Source organism: Oscillospiraceae bacterium, from assembly GCA_015067255.1.
GTDB lineage: Bacteria > Bacillota > Clostridia > Oscillospirales > SIG519 > SIG519.
Window position 1 is genome coordinate 44,220 of sequence record SVMS01000005.1, and the last position, 26,000, is coordinate 70,219.

General features: G+C 35.6%; 23 protein-coding genes, 2 tRNA genes and 1 other RNA gene. 12 read left to right on the top strand and 14 right to left on the bottom strand.

The window, feature by feature from the left end:
- Positions 1-56: 56 nt before the first annotated feature.
- A complete protein-coding gene (locus E7480_02290) occupies positions 57-1,442 on the bottom strand; it encodes an MATE family efflux transporter (protein MBE6903418.1) in 1,386 nt (461 codons plus the stop codon).
- 108 nt (positions 1,443-1,550) lie between these two features.
- On the opposite strand from E7480_02290, the gene E7480_02295 reads away from it, so the two are divergent.
- A complete protein-coding gene (locus E7480_02295) occupies positions 1,551-1,748 on the top strand; it encodes a hypothetical protein (protein MBE6903419.1) in 198 nt (65 codons plus the stop codon).
- Positions 1,749-1,882: 134 nt separating this feature from the next.
- On the opposite strand, the gene E7480_02300 is transcribed toward E7480_02295, so the two are convergent.
- A tRNA-Leu gene (locus tag E7480_02300) sits at positions 1,883-1,966 on the bottom strand.
- 231 nt (positions 1,967-2,197) lie between these two features.
- On the opposite strand from E7480_02300, the gene E7480_02305 reads away from it, so the two are divergent.
- The 10 genes from E7480_02305 to E7480_02350 all read left to right on the top strand — a co-directional run bounded on the left by E7480_02305 (position 2,198) and on the right by E7480_02350 (position 13,204).
- Positions 2,198-3,955, top strand: coding sequence for a Na/Pi cotransporter family protein (locus E7480_02305; protein MBE6903420.1), 1,758 nt, complete (start codon positions 2,198-2,200; stop codon positions 3,953-3,955).
- A 45-nt stretch (positions 3,956-4,000) separates the two neighbouring features.
- Positions 4,001-4,777 carry a DUF1624 domain-containing protein gene (locus E7480_02310; protein MBE6903421.1) on the top strand — a complete coding sequence of 259 codons (777 nt, stop codon included), beginning with the start codon at positions 4,001-4,003 and terminating at the stop codon, positions 4,775-4,777.
- Between the two features lie 343 nt (positions 4,778-5,120).
- The gene (locus E7480_02315; GenBank protein MBE6903422.1) at positions 5,121-5,654 is read left to right on the top strand and encodes an amidase; all 534 of its coding nucleotides are present in this window, start codon (positions 5,121-5,123) and stop codon (positions 5,652-5,654) included.
- 68 nt (positions 5,655-5,722) lie between these two features.
- Positions 5,723-5,821, top strand: an RNA gene (ffs, locus tag E7480_02320) — signal recognition particle sRNA small type.
- Between the two features lie 32 nt (positions 5,822-5,853).
- Positions 5,854-7,437 (top strand): DNA polymerase III subunit gamma/tau, encoded by a 1,584-nt coding sequence (dnaX, locus tag E7480_02325; protein ID MBE6903423.1) that lies wholly within the window; start codon positions 5,854-5,856, stop codon positions 7,435-7,437.
- An 18-nt stretch (positions 7,438-7,455) separates the two neighbouring features.
- On the top strand, positions 7,456-7,809 hold the full coding sequence (locus tag E7480_02330; protein MBE6903424.1) for a YbaB/EbfC family nucleoid-associated protein: 354 nt from the start codon (positions 7,456-7,458) through the stop codon (positions 7,807-7,809).
- 2 nt (positions 7,810-7,811) lie between these two features.
- Positions 7,812-8,411 carry a recombination protein RecR gene (recR, locus tag E7480_02335; GenBank protein ID MBE6903425.1) on the top strand — a complete coding sequence of 200 codons (600 nt, stop codon included), beginning with the start codon at positions 7,812-7,814 and terminating at the stop codon, positions 8,409-8,411.
- Between the two features lie 66 nt (positions 8,412-8,477).
- Positions 8,478-10,706, top strand: coding sequence for an ATP-dependent RecD-like DNA helicase (locus E7480_02340; GenBank protein MBE6903426.1), 2,229 nt, complete (start codon positions 8,478-8,480; stop codon positions 10,704-10,706).
- 15 nt (positions 10,707-10,721) lie between these two features.
- Positions 10,722-12,380, top strand: coding sequence for a long-chain fatty acid--CoA ligase (locus E7480_02345; GenBank protein MBE6903427.1), 1,659 nt, complete (start codon positions 10,722-10,724; stop codon positions 12,378-12,380).
- Complete coding sequence (locus E7480_02350) at positions 12,377-13,204, top strand: purine-nucleoside phosphorylase (protein MBE6903428.1); 828 nt, start codon at positions 12,377-12,379, stop codon at positions 13,202-13,204. The genes E7480_02345 and E7480_02350 overlap by 4 nt, the downstream gene beginning before the upstream one ends.
- A 38-nt stretch (positions 13,205-13,242) precedes the next feature.
- Here E7480_02350 and E7480_02355 read toward each other — a convergent pair whose 3' ends face one another.
- The 12 genes from E7480_02355 to E7480_02410 form a co-directional block, all read right to left on the bottom strand.
- On the bottom strand, positions 13,243-13,629 hold the full coding sequence (locus tag E7480_02355) for a ribonuclease III (GenBank protein ID MBE6903429.1): 387 nt from the start codon (positions 13,627-13,629) through the stop codon (positions 13,243-13,245).
- A 21-nt stretch (positions 13,630-13,650) separates the two neighbouring features.
- Positions 13,651-15,138: a threonine synthase gene (locus E7480_02360; protein ID MBE6903430.1), complete on the bottom strand. Its 1,488-nt coding sequence runs from the start codon at positions 15,136-15,138 to the stop codon at positions 13,651-13,653.
- A 26-nt stretch (positions 15,139-15,164) separates the two neighbouring features.
- A complete protein-coding gene (locus tag E7480_02365) occupies positions 15,165-16,136 on the bottom strand; it encodes a membrane dipeptidase (GenBank protein ID MBE6903431.1) in 972 nt (323 codons plus the stop codon).
- Positions 16,114-16,500 carry a YraN family protein gene (locus E7480_02370; GenBank protein ID MBE6903432.1) on the bottom strand — a complete coding sequence of 129 codons (387 nt, stop codon included), beginning with the start codon at positions 16,498-16,500 and terminating at the stop codon, positions 16,114-16,116. Before E7480_02370 ends, E7480_02365 begins: the two co-directional genes overlap by 23 nt.
- Positions 16,501-16,504: 4 nt before the next feature.
- Positions 16,505-17,134: a ribonuclease HII gene (locus tag E7480_02375; protein ID MBE6903433.1), complete on the bottom strand. Its 630-nt coding sequence runs from the start codon at positions 17,132-17,134 to the stop codon at positions 16,505-16,507.
- A 20-nt stretch (positions 17,135-17,154) separates the two neighbouring features.
- The gene (locus E7480_02380; protein MBE6903434.1) at positions 17,155-17,586 is read right to left on the bottom strand and encodes an ACT domain-containing protein; all 432 of its coding nucleotides are present in this window, start codon (positions 17,584-17,586) and stop codon (positions 17,155-17,157) included.
- Positions 17,587-17,609: 23 nt separating this feature from the next.
- The gene (locus tag E7480_02385; protein MBE6903435.1) at positions 17,610-18,182 is read right to left on the bottom strand and encodes an indolepyruvate oxidoreductase subunit beta; all 573 of its coding nucleotides are present in this window, start codon (positions 18,180-18,182) and stop codon (positions 17,610-17,612) included.
- Between the two features lie 25 nt (positions 18,183-18,207).
- Entirely contained in the window at positions 18,208-19,929 is a 1,722-nt protein-coding gene (gene iorA, locus E7480_02390; protein ID MBE6903436.1) for an indolepyruvate ferredoxin oxidoreductase subunit alpha, read from the bottom strand.
- 25 nt (positions 19,930-19,954) lie between these two features.
- Positions 19,955-21,250, bottom strand: coding sequence for a phenylacetate--CoA ligase (locus tag E7480_02395; protein MBE6903437.1), 1,296 nt, complete (start codon positions 21,248-21,250; stop codon positions 19,955-19,957).
- 93 nt (positions 21,251-21,343) lie between these two features.
- The gene (locus E7480_02400) at positions 21,344-22,855 is read right to left on the bottom strand and encodes a sodium:solute symporter (GenBank protein MBE6903438.1); all 1,512 of its coding nucleotides are present in this window, start codon (positions 22,853-22,855) and stop codon (positions 21,344-21,346) included.
- A 279-nt stretch (positions 22,856-23,134) separates the two neighbouring features.
- Positions 23,135-24,376, bottom strand: coding sequence for a tryptophan synthase subunit beta (trpB, locus tag E7480_02405; GenBank protein ID MBE6903439.1), 1,242 nt, complete (start codon positions 24,374-24,376; stop codon positions 23,135-23,137).
- Positions 24,377-24,922: 546 nt separating this feature from the next.
- On the bottom strand, positions 24,923-25,594 hold the full coding sequence (locus E7480_02410; protein MBE6903440.1) for a DUF421 domain-containing protein: 672 nt from the start codon (positions 25,592-25,594) through the stop codon (positions 24,923-24,925).
- A gap of 131 nt (positions 25,595-25,725) precedes the next feature.
- Here E7480_02410 and E7480_02415 point away from each other — a divergent pair.
- Positions 25,726-25,817, top strand: a tRNA-Ser gene (locus E7480_02415).
- The last annotated feature ends 183 nt before the right edge of the window (positions 25,818-26,000 follow it).

Below are 26,000 nucleotides of genomic sequence, written 5' to 3' on the forward strand. Positions count from 1 at the left end.
TTGTTGTTTTCACAATAACTAAATGCCCGATAGAAAATCTATCGGGCATTATCAATTTAAGAATTAGCTACAATGTTTTGTATCCAAGTACCTCTTTTAACAAAAATAAAGCCTAAAACGCATTTAACAAAGTCAAGAGCCTGACATATTGCATAGAGAGGTAAAATTGATATATTAGTAAAGTTACTTAAAATAATACCAACAGGAACAATTAAAATCCACGCTAAACCGCAGTCAAATATTATAGTAATTAAAGTCTTTCCTCCGGACCGCAAAGTGAAATATGCGGCATTTATAAACGACACTAACGGCATAGCAAAGGCGGAGATAATCATAAGTCGTGTAGCAAGAATTCGTACTGCTTCAGTAGTGTTATAAAGGTGTGGAATAAATAAAGAAAAGATTATATAAAGAATTCCCATTGTTACACTTACAAATATAGAAAAAGCAATAAGCTTACGGCTGGAATCACGTGCTTTTTCCATATCACCGGAACCTAATATCTGTCCGAGAATAATACCAATAGCTGTACCTATTGAGATAAAAGATGCGGAAAATACATTCCAAAAGGTTTGAGAAATATTATTGGCAGCTACAACGTCCAATCCGCGCAGAGAATAGCATTGATTTAAAACAACTACGCTTAAAGACCATAATGCTTCATTCATCATTAAAGGCAGACCCTTAGCTAATATCTGTTTTGTAAGCTTAAAAGGAACACGCATACTGCGATAAACACCGATAATAAATTTTGCTTGAGATTTATGTAGGTGAGTCCATACAGCAACAACAGCCAATTCTACAAAACGGGATATAACAGTGGCAATTGCTGCACCGTTAGTACCAAGAGCAGGGGCGCCGAATTTTCCGAAAATAAGAATATAGTTAAGTAAAAGATTTACACCTACTGCAATTGTTCCTGCTACCATAGGCGGCATAGATTTACCGACTTCACGTAAGGTGCTTGAATAGCACTGTGCTAATGTATATGGGATAAGCCCGATAAGCATAATACGTAGATAGTTTTTTGCAAACCCAAGAGAAGCAGCGGCATCGGCAGGGTTACCTTCGCCTTTTAAGTACAGGCTTATTAAAAAATCGCCTTTAAACCAAAACAGAGCCATACCTGCCAAAGTAAGCAGTAAGCAGAAAATCAATCTGAAACGAAAAGTATCTTGTACGCCTTTATGGTCATTGTTGCCGAAAAACTGTGCACCGAAAATACCTGCGCCGGCAAGAGCACCGAAAATACACAGATTGAAAACAAAAAACAATTGGTTGCTGACGGCAACACCAATCATTTCAACAGTACCAACCTTGCCGATCATAATATTATCAAGCATATTTACAAAGTTAGTAATACCTGTCTGCAACATAATAGGAATAGTGAGAGCCATAACATTTTTATAAAAGGCTTTGTCACCAATAAATTTCCGTAGCATAAAACACCTCTAAAAGTGGATAGTTAATAAAAATTGCTGATTTCAGCAAAAGAGTAACCTATGTTGCAAATTCATCGAAAATCCTGTCAAATGAATGATGAATATTGAATGATGAAAAATGAAAAATACAAAATAAAAATCCCATCGACAGATGTCGACAGGATTTTTGTTTTGTCTATGGGCTACAAAAAAGATATTTTTGCCGTTTTTGCGTATAACTTCGAACCCTCGCAATACAATGAAATCCTTGCTGACGCAAAGATGAAATCAGCTAACGCTGATGAAATCTTCGCTTTGCTCAGATGAAATTAAATCCACCCATCCGCTGTCGAGGCGGATTTCATCCCCGTAGGGGATTTCATCGTCGAAGACGATTTCACCCACCCGTAAGGGTGGATTTAGTTGAAAACGACAGATTCCTGTCGGAATCTGTCGTTTTCTGGTGCGAGCAGTGGGACTTGAACCCACACGTCATAGACATACGCCCCTCAAACGTACCTGTCTGCCAGTTCCAGCATGCTCGCAAGCTTGTATATTATAGCATTTATATTTTTAGTTGTCAATATGTTTTTTGAAAGTTTTTAAAGTTTTTTTATTAAGAAAAATATTGACTAAAAAAAAGATTCTTGGTATTATATTGTATAATAGACAGATTATATCTTAAAAGACATATTGGTATAAATGTGATATTGATTTTTTCTTTTCAAGATATAGTGTTAATATATATTGTAAAAAAGTATAGAGGTGATTGCAGGTTGAGTATTTTTGATATTTTAACTCTTGCCGGCGGTGTAGGTATGTTCCTTTACGGAATAACTATTATGAGTGACGGCTTAGAGAAAACAGCAGGCGCAAAGCTTGAAAAAACCATTGAAACATGGACAGGAAACGTCATAAAAGGCGTACTTGTGGGTATGCTCGTAACGGCGGTAATTCAAAGCTCAACAGCAACTACTGTTATGGTAGTTGGATTTGTAAATGCGGGAGTAATGAAGCTTTCGCAGTCTGTCGGTGTTATAATGGGAGCTAATATAGGTACAACCGTTACAGCTCAGATTTTGCGCTTGTCGGGAATTAGTTCAGATAATGTTTGGCTTAATTTGCTAAAACCGTCTTCTTTTGCACCGGTGCTTATAGTAATCGGTGTAATAATGATAATGTTCTCTAAAAAGAATAAAATTAAAAATATATCTATGATTTTAATCGGATTAGGTATTCTTTTTATGGGTATGGGAACAATGGAAACAGCGGTTTCACCTCTAAGAGATAATGAAGCCTTTGCAAGAATATTCACCCTCTTTAAAAATCCTGTTGCCGGTGTTGGAGCAGGTGCTGTGGCAACGGTAATTATTCAAAGCTCTTCAGCTTCTGTAGGTATTTTACAGGCGCTTGCTAAAACGGGAATTATTACATTCTCTGCTGTTTTCCCAATTATTATGGGTCAAAATATAGGAACCTGTTTAACAGCTATTGTTTCAGGCTTAGGCGGCAACAAAAATGCCCGTAGAGCATCTATGATACATCTTTATTTTAATCTCATAGGAACAATATTGTTTTTGACAGTTTTCTATAGCTATCAGTATTTTATAGGCTTCCCGTTCTGGAATGATACGGTTAATTCAGGTAATATAGCAGATTTTCATCTGATTTTTAATGTTTCAACTACAATTGTTCTTATTCCTTTTTATAAGCTTATTCTTAAGCTTGCAACAATAACTGTAAAGAGTGATGATAACGAAAACGAAGAAGTATCATATCTTGATGACCACTTCTTATCAACTCCTGCAATTGCTGTTGAACAAAGCCGTAAGGCTGTAAAAGAAATGTCAAAAATCACAGCGGAAAACTTAAGATATTCAAAAGAATTTTTATTTGGAATAGATAAAAAGCTTTTTGTTAATTTCAGTGAAAACGAAGAAAAATTAGATAAGTTAGAAACAGCAGTGGAAAACTATCTTGTTAAGGTTTCTGAAAATGAAGCCGCTTCAGATTTTAACTTTGAAATTTCTGAGCTTCTTCACTGCTCAGATGATTTTGAAAGAGCAGGAGATAATCTTGTAAATATATTCGAGCTTATAGAACGTACCAAAGATGATGTTAAATTAACAGATGATGCAATCAAGGAAATAGAAGGTATGTTTAAAGCAGTTGAAGAAATTACTGAGTTAACAAACGAATCCTTTGTTTCTCATAATATAGAAAATGTTATCAGAATAGAAGCTTTGGAAGAAACAATAGATAATATGAAGCGAATGTTCAAAGCAAAGCATATTGACCGTCTTAAGCTTGGAAAATGTAATGCAGAATCAGGTATTCTTTTCCTTGATATAATTGCAAACCTTGAAAGAGTCGCTGACCATTGTTCTGATATAGTTATGCACGTAGTAAGATTTGAAACTAAAAACGAAAACTTTAATCATCATACCTATATAAGAGAACTCCATAACGGAAATGATGTGAACTACGGAAATCTTTTGAGAGAATATGAAGATAAATACATTGTAAAGGCGTGAGCCTTTACAATGTTGATTGGGGCTTTTTGAGAAGAGAGTGGCATTATGAAAGAAAATTTCAAACGAGTAAAGCTGCTTGATACAATAAGAGGAGTGTGTATAATTTTGATGATTATATATCACTCCTGTTTTTGTATAATAAATTTCGGCTTTTTTGAAGAGGTAGACTGGCTGTATAAAGCGTTTGAATTTTTTAATACAGATTATTATACTGTGATTTGGCTTATTACCTTATGCTGTTTTTTTATGATAGCGGGAATAACATCTAAGTTCAGCCGTAATAATTTCAAAAGAAGCCTCATAATAATTTGTACAGCGCTGATTATAAGTATTGTAACAATAATGCTGTCAGAGGATTTAGCAATATATTTCGGTGTATTGCATTGTATGGGCTTTTGTATGCTTATATATGCCATTATTGAAAAATTCTTTTTTAAGCTTTCGGAGAAAATAAATTTTGTTTTGATGTTTTCATTGTTTTTTATTTGCTATTTTTTAATTGAAGTTTATTTTATAAGAATAATAAAAATTATTCCGATAACTCCTGTTAAGCTGTTTGATGTTGAGATTCCTTTATACATTTTAGGATTTTACAGTACAACTTTTTATTCTGCGGATTATTATCCAATTATTCCTTGGATATTTATGTTTTTTGCAGGAGTTGCCTTTGGTCAAATTTTAAGAGAAGGTAATGCTCCGAAATTTATGTATGAAGCTCAAATAAAGCCTCTTTCTTTTATTGGAAGACATCCTTTGATAATTTACGCTTCTCATTTGCCTGTAATCATTTTAATTCTTTTTATACTAAATATGATTTTGTAACTTTTTTTTAGGTATAGCATAGTATGTAATAGACAAGGAGAGGATATCCATGCGATGCTATACAAATAAAATATTAGGCCTTATTGTAGTTGCTCTTTCGGTTGGAATACTGTTGACTATGTTTCTTCCTGCATGGATACTTGCTATTATACTTGCGGCAATCGTACTTATGATAGGAATTTTGTTACTAATGAAATAGGGAGAGAAAACTATGAAAATTGTTATAATAAATTCACCTAAATTTATGAGGGGCTTTTTAAAGAAAATTTTTAAGATGTAAAATCAAAAAGACTGTATTGAAAAAGATACAGTCTTTTTTGCTGTAAGGAGGGTCATTTTGCATATTAAAGAATATAACAGAGAAAATTCAGTAAGATATGCTCAAAGATGGGCATTTGAAAGAAATCCGCTTTTTTACAGCTTTGAAAATGAAGGCGGAGATTGTACAAACTTTGTTTCTCAATGCGTTTTTGCAGGTAGCTGTACAATGAATTATACAAAGACTTTCGGCTGGTATTATAATTCTGTATATGACAGGGCACCTGCTTGGACGGGAGTTGCTTTCTTTTATAATTTTATTACCTCGAATAAAAGTGTAGGTCCATTTGGAAAAGAGGTACAGGTGCAGGAAGTGGAATTGGGAGATGTAATACAGCTTTATAATGAAAGACAAGGGTATTATCATACTCTTATTGTAACAGGCTTCAGGGAAAATGATTTTTTAGTAAGTGCTAATTCATATGATGCATACAACAGAGCTTTAAACACATATTTTTATGATAAGGCAAGATATATTCATATTGAAGGAATAAGGGCTCAAAAAGAAAAAAATGAAAGCTGTTTTACTAATTTAATAAACGGAAAAAGTCTTTATTAAAAATGGTTAATATTATTTCAAAAAACTATTGTAAAAAACAAAAAAATGTATTATAATAATAAAGTACAGCGCAGGTCTTGTGCGATTGGCAATTGTGAACCATGTCAGGCGGGGAACCGAGCAGCATTAAGCAAACCTGCCAAGGCGATACAAGTAACCTGCGCCGTACTTTTTTTATAAAATAAAAGGAAAAGATAATATGTATCAAGCACTATACAGAAAATTCAGACCGACTGCTTTTTCTGATGTTGTAGGTCAGGAGCATGTGGTAACAACATTAAAAAATCAAATAAAAACTGATAAAGTAGGGCATGCATATCTTTTTACGGGAACTAGAGGAACAGGTAAAACCTCTTGCGCTAAAATCTTAGCAAGAGCCGTGAACTGTCTTAATCATATAAACGGCGACCCTTGTAATGAGTGTGAAATGTGCAAAGGTATTTTGGACGGTACTGTGCTCGATGTTGTGGAAATGGATGCAGCATCAAACAACGGTGTTGACGATATAAGAATTATTCGCGATGAAACTGCCTATACCCCTGCAAAAGCAAAAAAGAAGGTTTATATAATAGATGAGGTTCATATGCTTTCATCGGGTGCTTTTAACGCTTTGTTAAAAACATTGGAAGAACCTCCGGAGCATATTATTTTTATTTTAGCAACAACTGAGGTTCATAAGCTTCCGGCAACAATTTTATCCCGTTGTCAGCGTTTTGATTTTAAAAGAATTTCTGTCGGCGAGATAAAGATGCATCTTGCAAATGTATGTAATGCTGAAAAAATTGAATATGAGGACGATGCACTTTTGCTTATTGCAAGGCTTGGAGACGGTGCTATGAGAGATGCATTGTCTATACTTGACCGCTGTGTAGGAAGTGAGAATAAGATTACTGTTGATGCAGTGTTAAACTGCACAGGCTCAGCGGGAGCAAGCTATGTCAGAACCCTTGCAAAAGCGATATCTGAGCGTAACAGCGGTAAATGTCTTGAAATAATTGATGAGCTTTATAGCTCTTCTAAAGATATGAGCAGACTTTGTGAGGAAGTGATTTCTCTTTTCAGAGATATGCTCATAGTAAAAACAACAGAAACCCCTGAAAAAATACTTGCATATACAAAAAAAGAAGCTGAGGAGCTAAGAGAAATATCGTCTCTTTACAGCCCTGAAAATATTCTTTATTGTATAGATACTCTTGAAAGCTGTCTTTTGAAAATGACACGTAGCGCAAGTAAAAGAACAGAGGCGGAAATTTGCTTTATAAAGCTTTGTGATGCCAGTCTTTCGGACAGTACAGAGGCAGTACTGCAAAGAATAGCAGCCCTTGAGGCAAAGCTTAAATCGGGAGCTTTCTTTATGCAGTCAACACAGGAAAAGGCAGTTGTTGATAAAAAAGAGGAAGCACCTCAGAAAAATGAAGAGATACCAACAAAACCTCAAGAGGATATATCCGTTAAAGAAGCCCCCGCAGATTTTTGGGCAGATGTTGTGGAAAATTATAAAAACAGTGGAGATTCAATGTTCCATTCTTTTTTGAAAAGAGCGACAGCTGGTATTAGTGGCGATATACTTAACGTATATATAGATGTTGAGGCATTCGGAAGCTTTTTTACAGATAATGTAAAAGAGGAAATGGCATCTATAATCAAAAATATAACGGGGAAAAGCTATACTGTTAAAATAGTGGATAATGCAAATAAAAAACAGAGTAAGAAAAAAGCTTCAAAAGAAGACGAATTTCTTAAGCTTTTAAATGAAAATCCCGATATTGAATTAGAAAATTAAAAAATAAGGAGAATAAAAATGAAAGTAAGAGTACCAAAGGATTTCGGTGGCGGCAGCCAACAGCAAATGTTGAAAAAGTTTTCTAAAATGCAAGAGGATATGGCGGCAAAAACCGAAGAGTTAGAAGCAAAAATTTATGATATAGCTGTAGGCGGCGGCGCTGTAAGCCTGAAAATAAGTGGTAAAAAAGAAATAACAGAGTTAAATATTTCTCCTGAAATAGTTGACCCTGATGATATCGAAACCTTGTCTGATTTGCTTTGTGCGGCATTCAATGAGGCAATTACAGTAGTTGAAAAGGATTCAGCAGAAGAAATGGAGAAAATCACCGGTCAGGTTCAATTGCCCAATATACCGGGACTTAGCTTCTGATAATGCAACAGTTTGTAACACCGCTTTCACGTCTCGTAGAGCAATTTGAAAAATTGCCTGGCATAGGCAAAAAAAGTGCGCAACGTCTTGCGTTTTATGTCTTGTCAATGCCAAAAGAACAGTCCGAACAGTTTGCACAGGCTATATTGGACGCCAAAGAAAAAATTAAACATTGCAGTCAATGCTGTGACCTTACCGATGAGGATACCTGTGCTATTTGTAAAAGTGACAGGCGTGATAGGTCGGTAATTTGTGTTGTTGAAGACCCTAAAGATGTAGCAGCATTTGAGAAAACAAGGGAATATAAAGGCCTTTATCACGTTTTGCACGGTGTAATTTCACCTATGGACGGAATAGAGCCTGAAATGCTAAAAATAAAAGAGCTGTTGACCCGTTTGGGAGATAATAGCGTCAAAGAAGTTATTATGGCAACGAACCCGACAATTGAGGGAGAAACAACGGCTATGTACATATCAAGGCTTATTAAACCCTTAAATATTAAAGTTACAAGACTTGCTTACGGAATACCTGTAGGCGGAGAGCTTGAGTATGCGGATGAGATGACACTTATGCGTGCCATCGAAGGCAGAAGAGAAATATAAAACTTAAGTCGGCGAAGCTGTTAAGCGTTGCCGACTTTTGACAAATAAAAAACAAGGTAAAATCATATGGAAGAGATTTTAACTAAGATTTCCGGAAGCGTCGAGCTTGTACGTTATCGTAACGAAGAGACAGGATATACTGTGCTTGAAGTTAAATATAACGATGAGCTTGTTTGCGTTGTAGGAAAGCTACCCTTTGTAAATGAGGGAGAAAATATAATAGCTACAGGTAAATGGGTTACGCATAAAGCGTATGGACCTCAGTTTCAGTGCGAAATGTACGAAAAGAGTATGCCTGCCGACGTTGCTGCAATTTTAAAATATTTAAGCTCAGGTGCGGTAAAGGGTATAGGAATGATAACGGCTCAGCGCATAGTGGATATGTTTGGCGAAAAGTCGTTAGAGGTAATTGAAAAAGAGCCTGAAAAGCTTGTGCAAATCAAAGGAATAAGCCCCAAAAAAGCCGAGGAGATAAGTGCGTGTATAAAGGAACAGTATGGGGTAAGAAGCCTTCTTTTGTTTTTTCAAAGCTATGGTATTTCTCTCAATCTTGTATTGAAGATTTATAAGCGTTGGGGAGAATTAGCAATAGATAAATTGAAAAATAACCCTTATTTACTGTGTGAAGAAATCCAGGGTGTCGGTTTTGCCAAAAGTGACGAGATAGCTTCAAGAATGGGTATGTCTTCAGAATGTCCTGAAAGATTGAGGGCGGGAATAAAATATGTTCTTTCTCATAATACTACTAACGGACATACATATCTTCCGAGAAAAAAGTTAGCAATGGTAGCTTCGGAAATGCTTGAGGTCGACTGTGAGCTAATTGACAGCTTGATAGAAGAGCTTGTTAAAAGCTCAGATTTAATACAGGAGTTTTTTGACAAAGATAGGCCCTGTATATTTATGAGATATTATTATGAAGCAGAGGAATATGTTGCATTAAGGCTGTGTCAGATGTGCAGTATGGAGTCTGATACTATTGATTCATCTAATAAAATAAAAAAAATCGAGAAAAAGAATGGCATAGAATATGCTCAAATGCAAAAGGAAGCCATTGTTAATGCAATAAATAATAAGGTTATGATTTTGACAGGTGGTCCAGGAACAGGAAAAACCACAACCTTAAAAGGAATAATAGATATATTTGAAGATGAAAATTATAAAGTTCTTTTATGCGCACCCACAGGAAGAGCGGCAAAGCGTATGGAAGAGCTATGCGGTAGAGAAGCCAAAACAATCCACAGGCTTTTGGAGATGGGCTATTCTTCAGAAGGCGGTATGAAATTTCAAAGAAATGAGCATAATCTTCTTGATGCAGATGCTATAATAGTCGATGAGATTTCTATGGTAGACATCATTCTTTTTCAAGCCTTGTTAAGAGCTATGCCTTTAAAGGCAAAGCTTATTATGGTGGGAGATGCAGACCAGCTTCCGCCTGTTGGTGCAGGAAACGCTTTGAGAGATATGCTTAATTCAGGAATAGTGCCGTCTGTTTGTCTTAATGAAATTTTCAGACAGGCATCTCAAAGTCTTATAGTTGTAAACTCTCATAAAATAATAAACGGAGAAATGCCGGATTTATCACAAAAAAACAGTGACTTTTTCTTTATGAAAAGAATGTTTTCGGAGCAAGTATGCGAAACAATAGTAGATTTGATGAATACAAGATTAAAAAAAGCATACGGTTTTTCTCCAATAAACGATATACAGGTTTTGTGTCCCGGACGTAAGTTTGCCACAGGAACAATTATATTGAATAATCTTTTAAGAGATAGCTTAAATCCGCCGTCTAAGGATAAAATAGAAAGAAATGTGCGTGATGTTATTTTCCGAGAAGGCGATAAGGTTATGCAGACTCGCAATAATTATGATGCTTTATGGGAAAAAGATAACGGCGAGTGCGGAATGGGAATTTTTAACGGAGATATAGGGATATTAGAAAGTATAGATTTAGTATCCTCCTGTGTAAAGATTCGTTTTGATGACAGAATAGTTTATTATCATTTTGACGAGCTTGACCAGATTGAGCACGCCTTTGCAATAACAGTACACAAAAGTCAGGGAAGTGAATTTCCTGTTGTTATTATTCCTATTTTTGACGGCGCTCCTAAATTGTTTTACAGAAATCTTTTGTATACAGCTGTTACAAGAGCAAAGCAAATTGTAATAATTGTAGGTGATGAGAAAAAAGTAAGCAGTATGGTAAATAACAATATGAATTCAGTCAGATACACAGGACTTTGCTCACTTATACGCAGAATAAAAACAGAAACAGATAAATATTTAAAGCATTAAAAAGGGGGAAGAATAGTGCAGGAAAATTTACCTTGGTTGAAAAACTATGCAGATGTAAAATATCATCTTGAATATCCCGAATGCACTATTTCCCAAGCTGTTTTAAAAAATGCAGATAAATTTCCAAATAAAGCTGCATTAAGCTTTTTTTCAAAGAACATAAGCTATGAAGAGCTAAAAAGAAAAATTTTTACAGTTGCAGCGGCATTTAAACGTATAGGTATTTCAGAAAATGATAAGGTTTTGCTCTGTATGCCTAATATGCCTCAAAACGTTTATTGCCTTTATGCTTTAAATCTTATAGGTGCTGTTGCTTGCCTTATTCATCCTCTCAGCGCCGAGGGTGAAATTGATTTTTATATAAACAAGACACAGTGCAAATGCGCAGTGGTTTTAGATGATTTTGAATATAAATTCAAAGACAAAAAGGTAGATATAATTATAACTACAAGTATTGAAGATGAGCTTTTATTATATAAAGCGATTGCTTATAAATTTTCTAAAAAATCAAAAAAGAAAGAAAAAAATATTAAATTTAAAGACTTTATTAAGAATGTAAGGTTTAATGAAAAGGATATTGTAAACAGAAAAAAAGAGGATATAGCAGCCGTATTATTTTCCGGCGGAACAACCGGAAAAACAAAAGGGATACTGCTAAGTAATCTCAATTTTAATGCCCTTGCCATTCAAACTCAGGAAATGTGTCGTTATCCTGTACAAAGCAAAAGTATGCTTGCGGTTATACCAATGTTTCACGGCTTTGGATTGGGAGTATGTGTGCATACAATGCTTTTAAACGGCGGAAAAAGTATTCTTGTGCCCCGTTTCAATGTCAAAAGCTTTGCTCAGCTACTCAAAAAAGAAAAGCCAGATTATATAGCAGGTGTTCCAAGTCTTTATAAAGCGGTAATAGATAGTAAATATATGAAAAATATTGATTTAAGCTGTCTTTTGGGTGTTTTTTCGGGTGGTGACAGTCTTTCGGAAAATTTAAAAGAAAAGATAGACAGCTTTTTAATAAATCACGGTTCAAGAGTTAAAGTGAGAGAGGGCTACGGAACAACCGAGTGCTTCAGCGCAAGCTGTCTTACCCCTTATCATATGGAGAAAAAGGGAAGTATAGGTCTCCCTTATCCCGACACTTATTATAAAATTTGCAAGCCCCAAACAACGCAGGACTTGGGATTGGAAAAAGAAGGGGAAATTTGCATAAGCGGTCCGACAGTTATGAAGGAATACCTGAATAATAAAGAAGAAACCGAAAACGCTCTTAAAAAGCACGATGACGGACGTGTATGGTTTCATACGGGAGATTTAGGTGTAATTGATAACGACGGATTTATATATTTTAAACAGCGTATAAAAAGGATTATAGTAAGCCGTGGATATAATATATATCCATCACAGCTTGAATTTGTTTTAAATTCTCACGAAAAAGTATCAGAAAGCTGTGTTGTAGGAGTTTATGACCCTTATAAAATTCAAAAGGTTAAGGCGTATGTAGTTTTAAAAAATGACAGCGAAAATAAAGAGAAAATAATAGAAAGCTTAAAAGAGCATTGTGTAAAAAATATTGCAAAATATGCGTTGCCTTATAAAATAGAAATAATAAAAGAGCTTCCTAAAACACTTTTAGGAAAAACAGATTACAGAAAGCTTGAAAAGGAGGAATAGCATTGGAAACAACATATAACCATTATTGCCAAAGTGCAGAATATATAAAAAGCTTTATTGATTTTGTTCCTGACGTAGCTATAATTTTGGGAAGCGGTCTTGACAGCTTTATTGAAAAAATAGAAAATCCTATTGTTATTCCCTATAAAGATATTCCTAATTTTCCTAAGCCTACTTTATATTATCAAAAAGGTGAGCTTGTTTTAGGTAAGGCCTTTGGTAAAAATATTGTGGCTATGAACGGCCGCTTTCATTGTTACGAGGGATATACTATGCGTGAGGTTGCATTTCCCATAGGAGTATTTAAGCTTTTAGGTGTAAAGGCTTTGATTGTAACAAATGCGGCAGGCGGAATTTCAGAGGACTATAGTATAGGAGATTTGGTTTGTGTAAGAGACCATATAAAGCTTGTATCTGACAGCTCTTTGAGAGGCGAGAATATTTCAGAATTAGGTGAGCGCTTTTTTGATATGCAGTCTGTATACGATGAAAACTTGGCAAAGCTTGCTCACGAAATAGCTAAAAAGTATAATATAACCCTTAAAGACGGAATATATGCTTATATGTCGGGTCCAAATTATGAAACTCCTGCAGAAATCAGAGTTTTGAAGCTTATGGGAGCAACAGTTGTAGGAATGTCTACGGTGCCTGAAATTATATCAGCAGCTCATTGTGGTCTCCCTGTGCTTTGTATATCTTTTGTTACAAATAAGGCTTCCGGAATAGGAAAAAGCAGACTTGATGAAAAAGAAGTAGTAATCAACGCAAAAAATAACAGTGAAAATATTGAAATAATTGCCCGGGAAATAATAAAGAAAATCTGAAAAAAGCCGATAAACTAATTAAAGTTTATCGGCTAAATTTATACATCATTGGGGAAATATGCAATTTTAAAAAGATACTGTATTCTTTCAAAATCTTCCAAAAGATGAAGATATCCAAAAAGAGCTTCCATACCTGTTGCACGTCTGTAATCTGTAGCGTTAGCGTGCTTTGCTATTGCAGAGTTTTTGGCGTTTCTTCCGTGACGGTAAACATTTTTCTCTTCATCGGTTAAATGAGGCTCTATGAGGGCAAAAGCGTGACTTTGAGCAGTTGCGCTTACAAAAATCAAGGCTTTTTTATGTAAAGAGTTAGGAGTACAAAGATTATTCTCAAGCAAATAATTTCGTACTAATAGCTCTATAACAGCATCACCTAAATAAGCCAAGGAAAGAGGACTATAATTTTGGAGATCGTTTTTGTTCAAGAGATTAGCACCTCATAAAATCTATTTAAGCATAGTATTGACAGCTGATAGCATATCTTCTTTTTTACAGGTATCTTTAAAGCGTACAGCTTTGGTTTTAAGCTGAGATAATGCTTTGGGAGCTTCAATATTTCCAATAGCAGAAAGCTTATCTAAAAGCTCAAATTCATTTTGACCGTTGACATTTTCTCCTGTAAGAGCTTCAATAACAGCTTCGTTGAATTTAAAGGGAGAAGCAGTAGAGGCAATAACAGTTTTTGTATTATCACCGGTTTTTTCTCTGTATTCATTGTAAACCTTTACCGCAACTGCAGTATGAGTATCTATAACATAAGAGAAATCATCAAAGGTTTTCTTAATACACTCTTTAGTACCGATATCATCGCAATAGCCACCAACAAATAAAGACTGAAGCTTGTCAAGCATATCTTTGTCAATAGTGTATTTTCCTTCGTTTTTAAGAGAATTCATAAAGGATGAAAGCTTTACATCATCACAATCGCAAAGGTCAAATAAAAGTCTTTCAAGATTACTTGAAATAAGAATATCCATTGAGGGAGAAGCAGTTGTAAAAAAGCTTCTGTTTTTGTCATATACGCCGCTTTCAATAAAGTCGGTAAGAATGTTGTTTTTATTTGAAGCGCATATAAATTTGTTAACAGGAAGTCCCATTTTCATAGCATAATAAGCGGCAAGAATATTTCCAAAGTTACCTGTGGGAACAGTAATATTTATTTTCTCACCAAGCTCTATTTCTCCTGCGTTGCAAAGGTCGCAATAAGCACTGAAATAATAAACTATTTGAGGGGCAAGGCGTCCCCAGTTTATAGAGTTAGCACTTGAGAAAATATAACCTTTATCAGCTAAGGATTTTTTAACCTCGTTATCAGTAAATATAGCTTTTACGCCGTTCTGAGCATCGTCAAAATTACCGTAAATTCCGCAAACTGCAACATTTTTTCCGTCCTGAGTGGTCATTTGCAGTTTCTGAATGTTGGAAACTCCGTCAGTGGGATAGAATACAAGTATTTTAGTGCCTTCAACATCTGCAAAGCCTTCAAGAGCAGCTTTACCTGTGTCGCCTGATGTGGCAACAAGAATAAGAACAGTTTTGTCTTCTCCTGTTTTCTTTAATGAACAGGTTGTAAGATGAGGCAAAATCTGTAATGCCATATCCTTGAAAGCACAGGTAGGTCCGTGCCATAATTCAAGAGCAAAGGCTGAATTGTCAATCTTTTTTAGAGGAGCAGGGGAGTCACCGAACTTTTCTTTTGTATAAGCATTGTCAACACAGTTCTTTACTTCTTCGGGAGTAAAATCGTCGAGAACGAGACCGAGAATATAGGCAGCTCTGCCCTTATAATCCTCTTTGCAAAGCTCGGCTATTTTTTCTTTTGAAACATTTTTAAATTCGGTAGGAACAAAAAGTCCGCCTTCGTTTGAAATACCTTGCTTAATTGCTGTTGAAGCGTGTATTTTTATATTTTTATTTCTTGTGCTTGTAAACATTGGATTTCAGCCTTTCAAATGATATTTTAAAATTGTTTTTCAATAAAGCTTTCAAAGTTTTTAATAAATATTTTATCAACAAGAGTTTGAGGATAATTGATTTTTAAATAAGCCTCATAAAGCTTATCCATATCATCAATACCGCAAATCCCTTTAGGTAACGATGAAACCCCGTCAAAATCACAGCCTAAAGCTATATTGTTTTCGAGTCCGAGAGAAAGCATATGCTCTGTATGCCTTAAGATGTCATCAATAGATGCCTTTGATTCGTCGTTGCTTAAAAAAAGGGGATAAAGATTTAATCCTATAATACAATCCCTGTTTTTCATTTCAATAAGCTGCTTATCGGTAAGATTACGTTTATGAGAGCAGATTGCTTTTGCGTTACTGTGAGTAGCTGCAAAGGGCTTTTGAGTACATTCAATAATATCCCAAAATCCTTTTTCGCTTAAATGAGAAACATCGGCAACAATGCCTAACTGCTCCATTCTTTGTAATGCAAGCTTTCCAAAATCATAAAGCCCTTTTGGATTTTTAACTAAAACTCCGTCTGCAAGCTCGTTTGAAGCGTTCCAGGTAAGAGTAATAAATCTTACACCTAATTTATATACATAATCAAGCTTATCAAGACAACCGTCTATTGCTCCTGCACCTTCAATAGCAAGGAAAAGAGCTGTTCTGTTGTTGTGCTTTGCATAACAGTAATCTTTATAATTAAAGCATAATTTAAGCTTTTTATTTTTTTCAAGCTCTTTTTGCAAAAGCTCATATTTTTCAATAAAGTTATTATATCTTTCAATTCCTTTTAGCTCATCAGAGGTCCATACAGCCATAACCTGACAGTAGAAACTATATTTCTGAACCTTTTCAAGAGATATATGAAGGTCGTTTTTAAAAAAATCTTTATTTTTATCCTTTAGCTCTGTGAGAGTATCACAATGCATATCTGCAATTTTCATTGTACACCTCCGATTTTTATCGCTTTGAGTAAAAAGCATTTTTTATATGGTTAATATATGTAACGTTGTTTTCGTTATCCGTAATAACTTCAATAACATCAAAGCTTATATGCGGAGTAGGTTTAATCTTTTTTAAATAAATACAAGCTGTATTGGTGATTTTTCTTTGTTTTTCATTGTTAACTGCACATCTTGGGGCTAATTTAGTGCTTTGATTTCTCGTTTTAACCTCAATAAAATGAAAAACATTTTCTTTTTTTGCTATTATATCAATTTCTCCGAAATTTGTACGAAAATTTCTTTCGATAATTTCAAATCCATTTTTCTTTAAAAAGGCTTGAGCACGGTTTTCTCCAAAATCCCCAAGCTTCTTTTTAAGAGTTTTCTTAGAAAAAAGAAACATAAAATCAATCCTCGCTAAAAAGAATTTTTTTGAGAAATGATTGTCTGTAAATTTCTTTTGGAGCACCGAATTTTCTAACAGCTTCAATATGCTCTTTGGTAGGGTAGCCCTTATGCTTCTTTATATTGTATTGGGGATAAAGCCTGTCTACCTCAAGCATATATCTATCTCTGGTAACTTTTGCAAGAATTGAAGCCGCAGCAATATTGGCACTTTTAGCATCTCCCTTTACGATGCATTTAGTAGGAATATCAATTCCCTTTATTCTGTTGCCGTCAATAAATGCAAGCTGAGGAGTAGGTGAGAGCATATCAACTGCTCTTCTCATAGCTAAAAAAGTAGCGTTTAAAATATTAAGCTCATCAATTTCCTCGTTGGTAGCAAATGCAATTCCATAAGAAATAGCTTGAGTACATATAATATCAAAAAGCTTTTCTCTTTTGGCTTCGGATAACTTTTTGGAATCGTTAAGCCCTTCGATTTCAAGTCCATAAGGTAAAATGACAGCTGCCGCACACACAGGACCGCAAAGAGGACCTCTGCCGGCTTCATCAACACCGCAAACAATCTCAAAACCGTTACTTTTTTCTTCCTTTTCATATATCCAAAGGTCCGGAGTGCTGTTTTTATCCAAAGCGGTTATTTCCTTTCTGATTAGAGAGTGTAAACGTCGTTTGCGTTTAAAAGAGGAATGTTTGCAGCAGATAATGCAGCAATAGCCTTTTCGTTATCTTCAACTCTTATAATAACATAAGCTTGATTATTAGTAGAACCGATAAATGCATACATATATTCAATGGCAATATCCTCACGATTGAGAATTTCCAAAGGTAATGCAAGGCCTCCGGGATTGTCAGAAATACTTATTGCTAAAACATCGGTATATGAAACGGTAAGTCCTTCGTTTTTAAGGACTTCAACAGCAAGAGTAGGTTTGTCAACAATAACTCTTAAAATACCAAATTTTGTAGTGTCAGAAATAGAAAGAGCTCTTAAATTGACGTCATTGTCAGCAAGTAATCTGGTTATTTCCGCAAGTCTTCCGGGTTTATTTTCTACAAAAATTGAAATTTGCTGTATTTTCATAATAAATTATCTCCTATTTTAGTTTATAAATTATATCCAAGTTCAAAGGCTTTAATATTCATTTCTAAAAACTTTTCTTTAACATTTTTCTTTAAAGAATCTAACCATACTTCTTTTTTAATTTCTGAATTGCGTGCTAATGCACCGATGAGAACAACATTTACTGCTTTTGAAGAACCGGCTTTATTTGCTAAATCCAAAGCGTTAAAGGCTTCGATGTTAATGTTTGCTGCCTTTATTTTTTCAATAATTTGCTCAGGATATTCCATAGCACCGGTAATTACAGGCATAGGGTCAATTCTCTGGGTGTTTACAAGCATTTTTCCACTGAGCTTTAAATAGCTTACATATCTTAAAGCCTCAAGCATTTCAAAGCAAAGAATAAGGTCAGCTTCTCCTTTTTCAACGGTAGGGGAGAATACCTTTTCTCCGTATTTTACATACGTTACAACAGAACCGCCTCTCTGGCTCATTCCGTGAACCTCTGAAACCTTTACATCATAGCCCTCGGACATAAGAGCTGTTCCTATAATTCTGCTTGCAAGCAAAGTGCCCTGACCGCCTACGCCTACTATCATTATACTTTTAGTATTCATAACTATATACTCCTTCTAAAATCCGTTATTCAATGGCGCCGAATTTGCAAACGTTTTTACAAAGTCCACAGCCTGTACAAAGTGTAGAGTCGATAACAATACCGTTGTCGCTGTTTTTTATTGCAGGACAGCCGATTTTAAGACACATTTTACATTTTTTGCACTTTTCAGCATTGATTTTAACTGCCGGAGCAGGTTTAACACTCTTAAGTAATGCGCAGGGACGTCTTGTAATAATAACAGAAGGCTCGTCAGCAGCAAGCTCTGCCTTAACTGTTTTTTCACAAGCATCAAGGTCAAAGGGGTCAACAACACAAACTCTTTTTATGCCGATAGCCTTACAAAGAGCTTCAAGATTAACTGCATTTGCAGGTTCACCCTTAATTGTAAAGCCTGTTGTGGGGTTTTGCTGATGTCCTGTCATACCTGTAATGCTGTTATCAAGAATAATAACAGTTGTATTTGAAGCATTATAAGCAATATCAATAAGTCCTGTAATTCCGGAATGAATAAATGTGGAATCACCTATAACTGCAACACTATTCTTTTCGCTTGCTTCACCGACAGCTTTATTAAAGCCGTGAAGTCCTGAAATAGAAGCTCCCATACAAATTGTACTATCCATAGCTCCTAAGGGGAGTTGTGCTGCTAATGTGTAGCAGCCGATATCACCGCTTACGTGAAGCTTAAGCTTTGATAAAACATAGAAAATACCTCTGTGAGGACAGCCGGGACAAAGCACAGGAGGACGAACGGGAACAGTCTCGTCTAAGCAGATAAACTCAGTCTTTTCACCTAAAATCTTTTCTTTTATTATAGTTGCTGTATATTCGCCTTCCAAAGAAAACAGTTCTTTTCCAATTGTGTTAAGGCCCATAGATTTACACGCTGTTTCTATAACAGGGTCTAATTCTTCGATGATGTAAAGCTTATCAAAATCTTTTGCAAAATCTCTTATAAGCTTTTCGGGAAGGGGATTGATAAGACCTAATTTCAAATAGGTAGCTTTATCACCAAGAGCTTCACGAGCGTATTGGTAAGCAATACCTGAGGTGATAACACCTATTTTTCCGCCTTTGATAATTTTATTTAATTCTGATGTATCCCCATAAAGTGAAAGCTCTTTTGTTCTGTTTTCAACAAAAGTGTGTCTCGGTCTTGCATTTCCGGGCATCATAACATATTTTTGCGGATTTTTTACATATTCTTTAAGTCCGACCTCATTTCGCTCAGAAAGCTTAACGATAGACTGTGAGTGAGAAACTCTTGTTGAAAGTCTTAAAATAACAGGAGTATCAAACTTTTCGGAAATTTCAAAAGCTTTTTTTGTAAATTCAAGACATTCAGCAGAGTCGGAAGGCTCAAGCATAGGTACCTTTGAAGAAATAGCATAATGACGGGAATCCTGCTCATTCTGAGAGGAATGCATTCCGCTGTCATCTGCAACAGCAATTACAAAACCGCCGTTTACACCTGTATAAGAAGCGGTAAAAAGCAAATCTGCTGCAACATTGAGTCCAACGTGCTTCATAGCAGTAAAGCTTCTTGCGCCTGCCATACAAGCACCAAAAGCAGCTTCTGCCGCTACCTTTTCATTGGATGCCCATTCGCTGTATATTTCATCATATGTAGATACAAATTCTGTTATTTCTGTGCTTGGAGTTCCTGGATAACTTGAAACAACCTTAACGCCGGCTTCATAAAGGCCTCTGGCAACGGCTTCGTTTCCTAACATAATTTTATTCATATTTTTGCCTCTTTCCGTTGATATATTATTTATTTCTAAGGTCAATAACTCTCTTAGCTTTTCCGGCAGTTCTTTCTAAACTTCTGGGTTCAACAAGAGTTATTTTACAGTCAAGACCGAGAACAGTTCTTAATTTGTGGCGTATTTCGTTTTCGAGCATTTCGAGCATAGAATAGCTTTCAAGCAAAGAACCGTCTACAAGCTCTACTTTAACCTCAAGATTGTCCATAAAGCCTGTTCTTGTAAGTATAAGCTGATAGCTTGTACCTACTTTTTCAATCCCCATAAGTACGCTTTCAATTTGAGAGGGAAATACGTTTACGCCTTTAATTTTAAACATATCGTCAGCACGTCCGCAAACCTTGTCCATTCTTACATGGGTTCTTCCGCATTTGCAAACGTCATAGTTAAGTCTTGTTATATCCTTAGTTCTGTAACGAAGCATAGGAATACCTTCTTTGTTAAGGGTTGTTACAACAAGCTCACCCGTTTGACCCTTATCAAGAACTTTTCCGCTTGCACTGTCTATAATCTCGGGAAGGAAGCAGTCCTCTGCAAAGTGCATACCTTCTCTGTATTCACATTCTCCTGAAACACCAGGTCCGAGCAACTCGCTCATTCCGTAGTTATCGGTAACAAAAATGTTAAGACTCTTTTCAAGCTGAGTTCTCATTTCGGGAGTACAGCCCTCTGATCCGAAAAGACCGACACGAAGGTTTAAATCTTCGTGAGTAAAGCCCATATCACGAGCAACCTCGCCTATATGAAGAGCATAAGAAGGGGTAGCAACAAGAACAGTTGTTTTAAAATCCTTCATAAGCATTACTTGCTTTTCTGTATTTCCGCTGGAGGAGGGGACAACAGCACAGCCGATATTTTCAAGACCGTAATGAAGACCTAAAGCACCGGTGAAAAGACCGTATCCAAAGCATATCTGCGCAGTATCTTCGTCTGAAACACCAACCGCAGTACAAAAACGTGAAACACAGTCAGCCCACATTTTTAAATCGTTTTTTGTATAACCTACAACGGTAGGCTTGCCTGTAGTTCCGCTTGAAGCGTGAATTCTGCAAATTTTCTTAATAGGTACTGCGAAAAGTCCGTAGGGATAGTTATCTCTTATATCTTCCTTAGTTGTATAAGGGATTTTTTTGATATCATCAAGAGATTTGATATTATAAGGGTCAAGACCGCTATCGTCAAATCTTTTTTTATAAAAGGGAACATTTTCATAACAGTTTACACACAGTTTTTTTAAACGCTCAAGCTGTAAATCCTCAAGCGCAGTCCTGTTCATTGTTTCAATTTCAGGCTGCCACATATAACTTTTCATTCGAATAAGCATAAATCCATTTATAAATGAATTTTGCTCTTTCACCAACTTTCAAAACTTTATTGTTATAATTATAAATTATTAGCTGTCTTTTTCAAGAGAGAACTTATGCTGAGTAACAACGGTTACGTCATAACAAGAAAAAGAATTATCAACATGCTCCTTTGAAAGCTTAGGTGTTATAAGGCTGACAACAGGAACAATTATAAGTGATACTATCATAGCCAATGCGCCGAAGTTAGAGGGGGAGTTGTAGGGCTGAAGAATATCGGGAAGAGTTATTTTGAAAATAGAAATGAACTGTCCCAAACTGGTTATGCCAATTCCGCATATAATAGCAGCCCATACTGCTGCTTTTGTAGTTTTCTTCCAAAACAGTCCGTAAATAAACGGGCCTAAAAATGCTCCCGCAAGAGCACCCCAAGAAACAGACATAAGAGTAGTTATGAGATTTGTTGGATTAAGAGCTATAACAACTGATAAAAGAATAAAGAAACCGCATAAAATTCTTATAGCTAAAATCTGTTTTTTATTTGACATGTTTTTAAAGAAAAAGCCTTTAAGAAAATCTATAACAACAGTTGAGCTTGAGGTTAAAACAAGAGAAGAAAGAGTTGACATAGATGCCGATAAAACAAGAATAACAACAATACCTAATAAAACAATAGGTAAGGAGCTTAGCATTTGCGGAACTATACTGTCATATCCACCCTCGGGGACTGTCTGACCGGGAAAATATAATCTTCCGAAAGCACCCATAAAATATGAGCCGCCGGCAACTACAAAAGCAAATATTGTAGAAATAACCGTTCCTGTTTTGATAGCTTTTTCGTTTTTAATTGTGTAAAATTTATGTATCATTTGAGGTAATCCGAGTGTACCTAAGCTTGTAAGAATTACAACACCCAAAAGATTTATGGCACTCGGTCCGAAAAATGAAGTGTAAGTTCCTAAAACCTCAGGATTTGTAGGATTTTCGATTTGTGAAAGCTGTGTTAATGCCGAAGTCAAACCGCCTTTACCGTCAACAACCGTATATACAACAAGCACAATACCGATAAGCATAATTATTCCTTGAATAAAATCATTTATGGCAGTTGCAATATAACCACCCAAAATAACATAAGCGGCAGTAAGTACAGCCATACCTATAAGACAGTATTCAAAAGGAATATCAAAAGCCATTTCAAAAAGTTTCGAAAGCCCTTTATAAATAGAAGCTGAGTAGGGAACAAGGAAAATAAAAACAATAACAGATGTTACAAGCTTTAAAGCTTTACTGTTATAACGTTTTTCAAAGAAATCGGGCATTGTTGCAGCATCTAAATGCTTTGTCATTATACGGGTACGTCTGCCTAAAAGCATCCAAGCCAAAAGGCTTCCTATTAAAGCGTTTCCGATTCCTATCCAGGTAGCAGATACTCCGAAATTCCAGCCGAATTGACCTGCATATCCAATAAAAACAACTGCTGAAAAATAAGAAGTTCCATAAGAAAAAGCAGTTAACCAAGGTCCTACGCTTCTTCCGCCCATAATAAAGTCGCCCACTGAAGATGAGGCTTTTTTACGGCAATAAATACCAATTCCTAACATTACTGCAATAAAAATTAACAGTATTGCAGTAATAATGAAATTTTCCAAAATCAACACTCCGTTTTAATTAAAATATTTTTCTGTTATCTATAACTTATAAAAGCGAGGTAGTAATTTTACAAAAAAATACAATAACCCACCTTATATAACGCTATACTTACCTATTATACTACAACAGCGTTTTATTGTCAAACAAAAACACGCTAAATTACGATAAAATTATAGCAAAAAAATTCTGCCGTAAAATAAATTACAGCAGAATTTTTTAATAGATATATTTTAGTCTAAATTGAATTTTTCACCATAGCCGTAATGCTCATAAATATAGTCAATATCTTTATCGCCTCTGCCGGAAAGATTAACTAAAATTGAGCCGGTTTCGTTCTCTCTTGCGTATTTTATTGCGTATGCAAGAGCGTGAGAGCTTTCAATAGCGGGAATAATGCCTTCATAACGGCAAAGCATAAAGTAAGCCTCCATAGCTTCTTCGTCATTGATAGAATCGTAAACAACTCTGCCGCAGTCGTGGAGATATGCGTGCTCAGGACCAACAGAAGGATAGTCAAGACCGCTTGCTATTGAATAAACGGGTGCCGCTTCTCCGTTTTCATCTTGAAGCATAATGCTTTCAAAGCCGTGTAAAACTCCGGGCTTGCCAAATCTTATAGATGCGGCATGGTCTCCCATTTTTACACCTCTTCCCAAAGGCTCAACTCCAACAATATCAACAGGCTCTGATAGGAAGGGGAAGAAAAATCCAATAGCATTTGAGCCGCCGCCTACACAAGCGGTAATAACATCGGGAAGATGTCCTGTCATTTCTACAAATTGCTCTTTTGCTTCAATACCTATAACAGATTGAAAATCTCTTACCATCATAGGAAACGGGTGAGGACCTACAACGGTGCCTATACAGTAAATAGCAGTCTCATATTCTTTGAGATAAGCATCAAAAGCAGCGTCAACAGCCTCTTTAAGAGTTTTTAAACCGTGAGTAACAGGAATTACATTTGCACCAAGCATTTTCATTCTTGTAACATTAGGGAACTGCTTTGCAATATCAACTTCACCCATATAGATATCACATTCCATACCGAAGTATGCAGCAGCAGTAGCAATAGCAACACCGTGTTGACCTGCGCCTGTTTCAGCAATAAGCTTCTTTTTGCCCATATATTTTGCAAGTAAGCCTTCACCCATACAGTGATTGATTTTATGAGCGCCTGTATGGTTTAAATCCTCACGCTTTAAGTAAATCTGGCATTTTCCAAGCTTGTTGGAAAGTCTCTCACAGTGATATACAGGAGTGGGTCTGCCCTGAAATTCACGTCTTATTCTTCGAAGCTCGTTTATAAATTGAGCACTTTGACAGATTGTTTCATAAGCATCTGTAATCTCTTTAAAAGCGGGGACAAGCTGAGGGGGAAGATAGGAGCCGCCGTATTTTCCAAAGCGTCCGTCTTTTGAGGGAAATTCTTTATAATATGTGTCAAAATCTTTATATGTTCTTTTTTCAGCCATTGTAATTATCTCCTTTATATATAATAGTATAAATATTTTATTAACGTGAATTACACCATCGTATAAGTCCCATTTTAGTCATTCCTTTCAAAAAATAAGAACCTGACCCGCCTACGCATTGAAAATGCGAGCGGGTACCCCAGAACCTTGTTGTTTTCACAATAAGAACCTGACCCGCCTACGCATTGAAAATGCGGACGGGTACCCCAGAACCTTGTTGTTTTCACAATAAAAAAATCCTTGTCCTTAATAAATAGGACAAAGATTGTTACTATCTCTGCGGTACCACCTAAATTGGCGAATATTCGCCCTCTCACTGCATACTACATATGCGCTCCGATGATAACGGGTAGAGTTTCCCGTCGGCTATTACTTGCTAAAAGCTTTCCTGCCGCCCTCATAAGTCCATTCACAAAAAACTCATCTGCGATAATCACACCAAAATACCGCTCTCTGAAAGATAAGGAATAATTGCTACTATTCTTAATCAAAGGTTTAATATTTTTTTCTTATTATATTATATTGAAAAATTTTTGTCAAGTGTTTTTATAACTCTCTTTTGATTGTTGTAATCTTTTCAGTAGAGTCTTTATACATAAAAAACACTTCTTTTTCGGTTATATTTTTCTTTTTTAAAATTTTATATATATCGTCTAACTCTAATTTTGCAATAGGTAAATTGCCCTTCATAATGGTACCGTCGATAATAAGTGGAATAGGAAGAGGTTTTTTTGAAGTTTTAATATTTAAATCATTAGCGCATAAAGGCTCAAGTCCGTTTTTTAAAAAAACAGACATTTGTCCGTTAGTTTCCATTATAGCAGTATCGACATCTAAAATATCCTTAACGCCGCACAGCCTTAATTCTTCCATAAGGTCATCAATAGTACAGCGCATTTTTTTCATTTCCTTTTGACAAAGCTTACCGTCTTTTATAACAACGCTTGGTCTGCCTGTAAGAAAGCTTCTTAAACGACTGCTTTTAAGCATAAAAAAAGATAATATTATTTCAGTAGCAACCAAAGTAAGAATAGGAACAATGCCGTTCCATAAAGAAGTTTTGTTATCTTGAAGGGGAATAGTGGCAAGCTCAGAAATAAGTATTGCGACAACTAATTCGGAAGGCTGTAATTCACCGACTTGTCTTTTACCCATAATTCTGACAGAAAAAATTATAAAAATATAAATAACAAATGTTTTTAAAATTAAACCCCACATTAAAAAATCCCTTTACATAATAAAATAATCGGTTGTTCTTATTTTTTTCAAAAAAAATAAAAATATAAAGGAAAATAATAAAAAAGTATTGACAAAAATTTTTAAATAATATATAATGACAAAGCGCATTAGGAGAGATGGCTGAGCTGGTCTAAGGCGCACGATTGGAAATCGTGTGTGCACTAATACTGCACCGAGGGTTCGAATCCCTCTCTCTCCGCCAAAAAGAAACGACAATTTTCGACAAGAAAGTTGTCGTTTCTTTTTGTTCTCTTAACTTTTCTCTTTTCATTCTTCTCTTTCGAAACTTGTCGATTAGGTAATAAGTAATAGTGAATAGTGAAGAAGTGAAAGTTGTATAGTGAAAAAGGACTGTTCAAAGAGTGAAAATGTTGGTAAAATATTT

What these genes read in the sequence shown, in the direction of transcription:
- E7480_02410 (MBE6903440.1), bottom strand. Translation starts at nt 25,594, where the DNA reads ATGTGGGGTTTAATTTTAAAAACATTTGTTATTTATATTTTTATAATT.
- E7480_02330 (MBE6903424.1), top strand. Translation starts at nt 7,456, where the DNA reads ATGAAAGTAAGAGTACCAAAGGATTTCGGTGGCGGCAGCCAACAGCAA.
- E7480_02290 (MBE6903418.1), bottom strand. Translation starts at nt 1,442, where the DNA reads ATGCTACGGAAATTTATTGGTGACAAAGCCTTTTATAAAAATGTTATG.
- E7480_02340 (MBE6903426.1), top strand. Translation starts at nt 8,478, where the DNA reads ATGGAAGAGATTTTAACTAAGATTTCCGGAAGCGTCGAGCTTGTACGT.
- E7480_02310 (MBE6903421.1), top strand. Translation starts at nt 4,001, where the DNA reads ATGAAAGAAAATTTCAAACGAGTAAAGCTGCTTGATACAATAAGAGGA.
- dnaX (MBE6903423.1), top strand. Translation starts at nt 5,854, where the DNA reads ATGTATCAAGCACTATACAGAAAATTCAGACCGACTGCTTTTTCTGAT.
- E7480_02395 (MBE6903437.1), bottom strand. Translation starts at nt 21,250, where the DNA reads ATGTGGCAGCCTGAAATTGAAACAATGAACAGGACTGCGCTTGAGGAT.
- E7480_02295 (MBE6903419.1), top strand. Translation starts at nt 1,551, where the DNA reads ATGATGAAAAATGAAAAATACAAAATAAAAATCCCATCGACAGATGTC.
- iorA (MBE6903436.1), bottom strand. Translation starts at nt 19,929, where the DNA reads ATGAATAAAATTATGTTAGGAAACGAAGCCGTTGCCAGAGGCCTTTAT.
- recR (MBE6903425.1), top strand. Translation starts at nt 7,812, where the DNA reads ATGCAACAGTTTGTAACACCGCTTTCACGTCTCGTAGAGCAATTTGAA.
- E7480_02380 (MBE6903434.1), bottom strand. Translation starts at nt 17,586, where the DNA reads ATGAAAATACAGCAAATTTCAATTTTTGTAGAAAATAAACCCGGAAGA.
- E7480_02360 (MBE6903430.1), bottom strand. Translation starts at nt 15,138, where the DNA reads ATGTTTACAAGCACAAGAAATAAAAATATAAAAATACACGCTTCAACA.
- E7480_02400 (MBE6903438.1), bottom strand. Translation starts at nt 22,855, where the DNA reads ATGTTAGGAATTGGTATTTATTGCCGTAAAAAAGCCTCATCTTCAGTG.
- E7480_02370 (MBE6903432.1), bottom strand. Translation starts at nt 16,500, where the DNA reads ATGTTTCTTTTTTCTAAGAAAACTCTTAAAAAGAAGCTTGGGGATTTT.
- trpB (MBE6903439.1), bottom strand. Translation starts at nt 24,376, where the DNA reads ATGGCTGAAAAAAGAACATATAAAGATTTTGACACATATTATAAAGAA.
- E7480_02365 (MBE6903431.1), bottom strand. Translation starts at nt 16,136, where the DNA reads ATGCTTTTTACTCAAAGCGATAAAAATCGGAGGTGTACAATGAAAATT.
- E7480_02385 (MBE6903435.1), bottom strand. Translation starts at nt 18,182, where the DNA reads ATGAATACTAAAAGTATAATGATAGTAGGCGTAGGCGGTCAGGGCACT.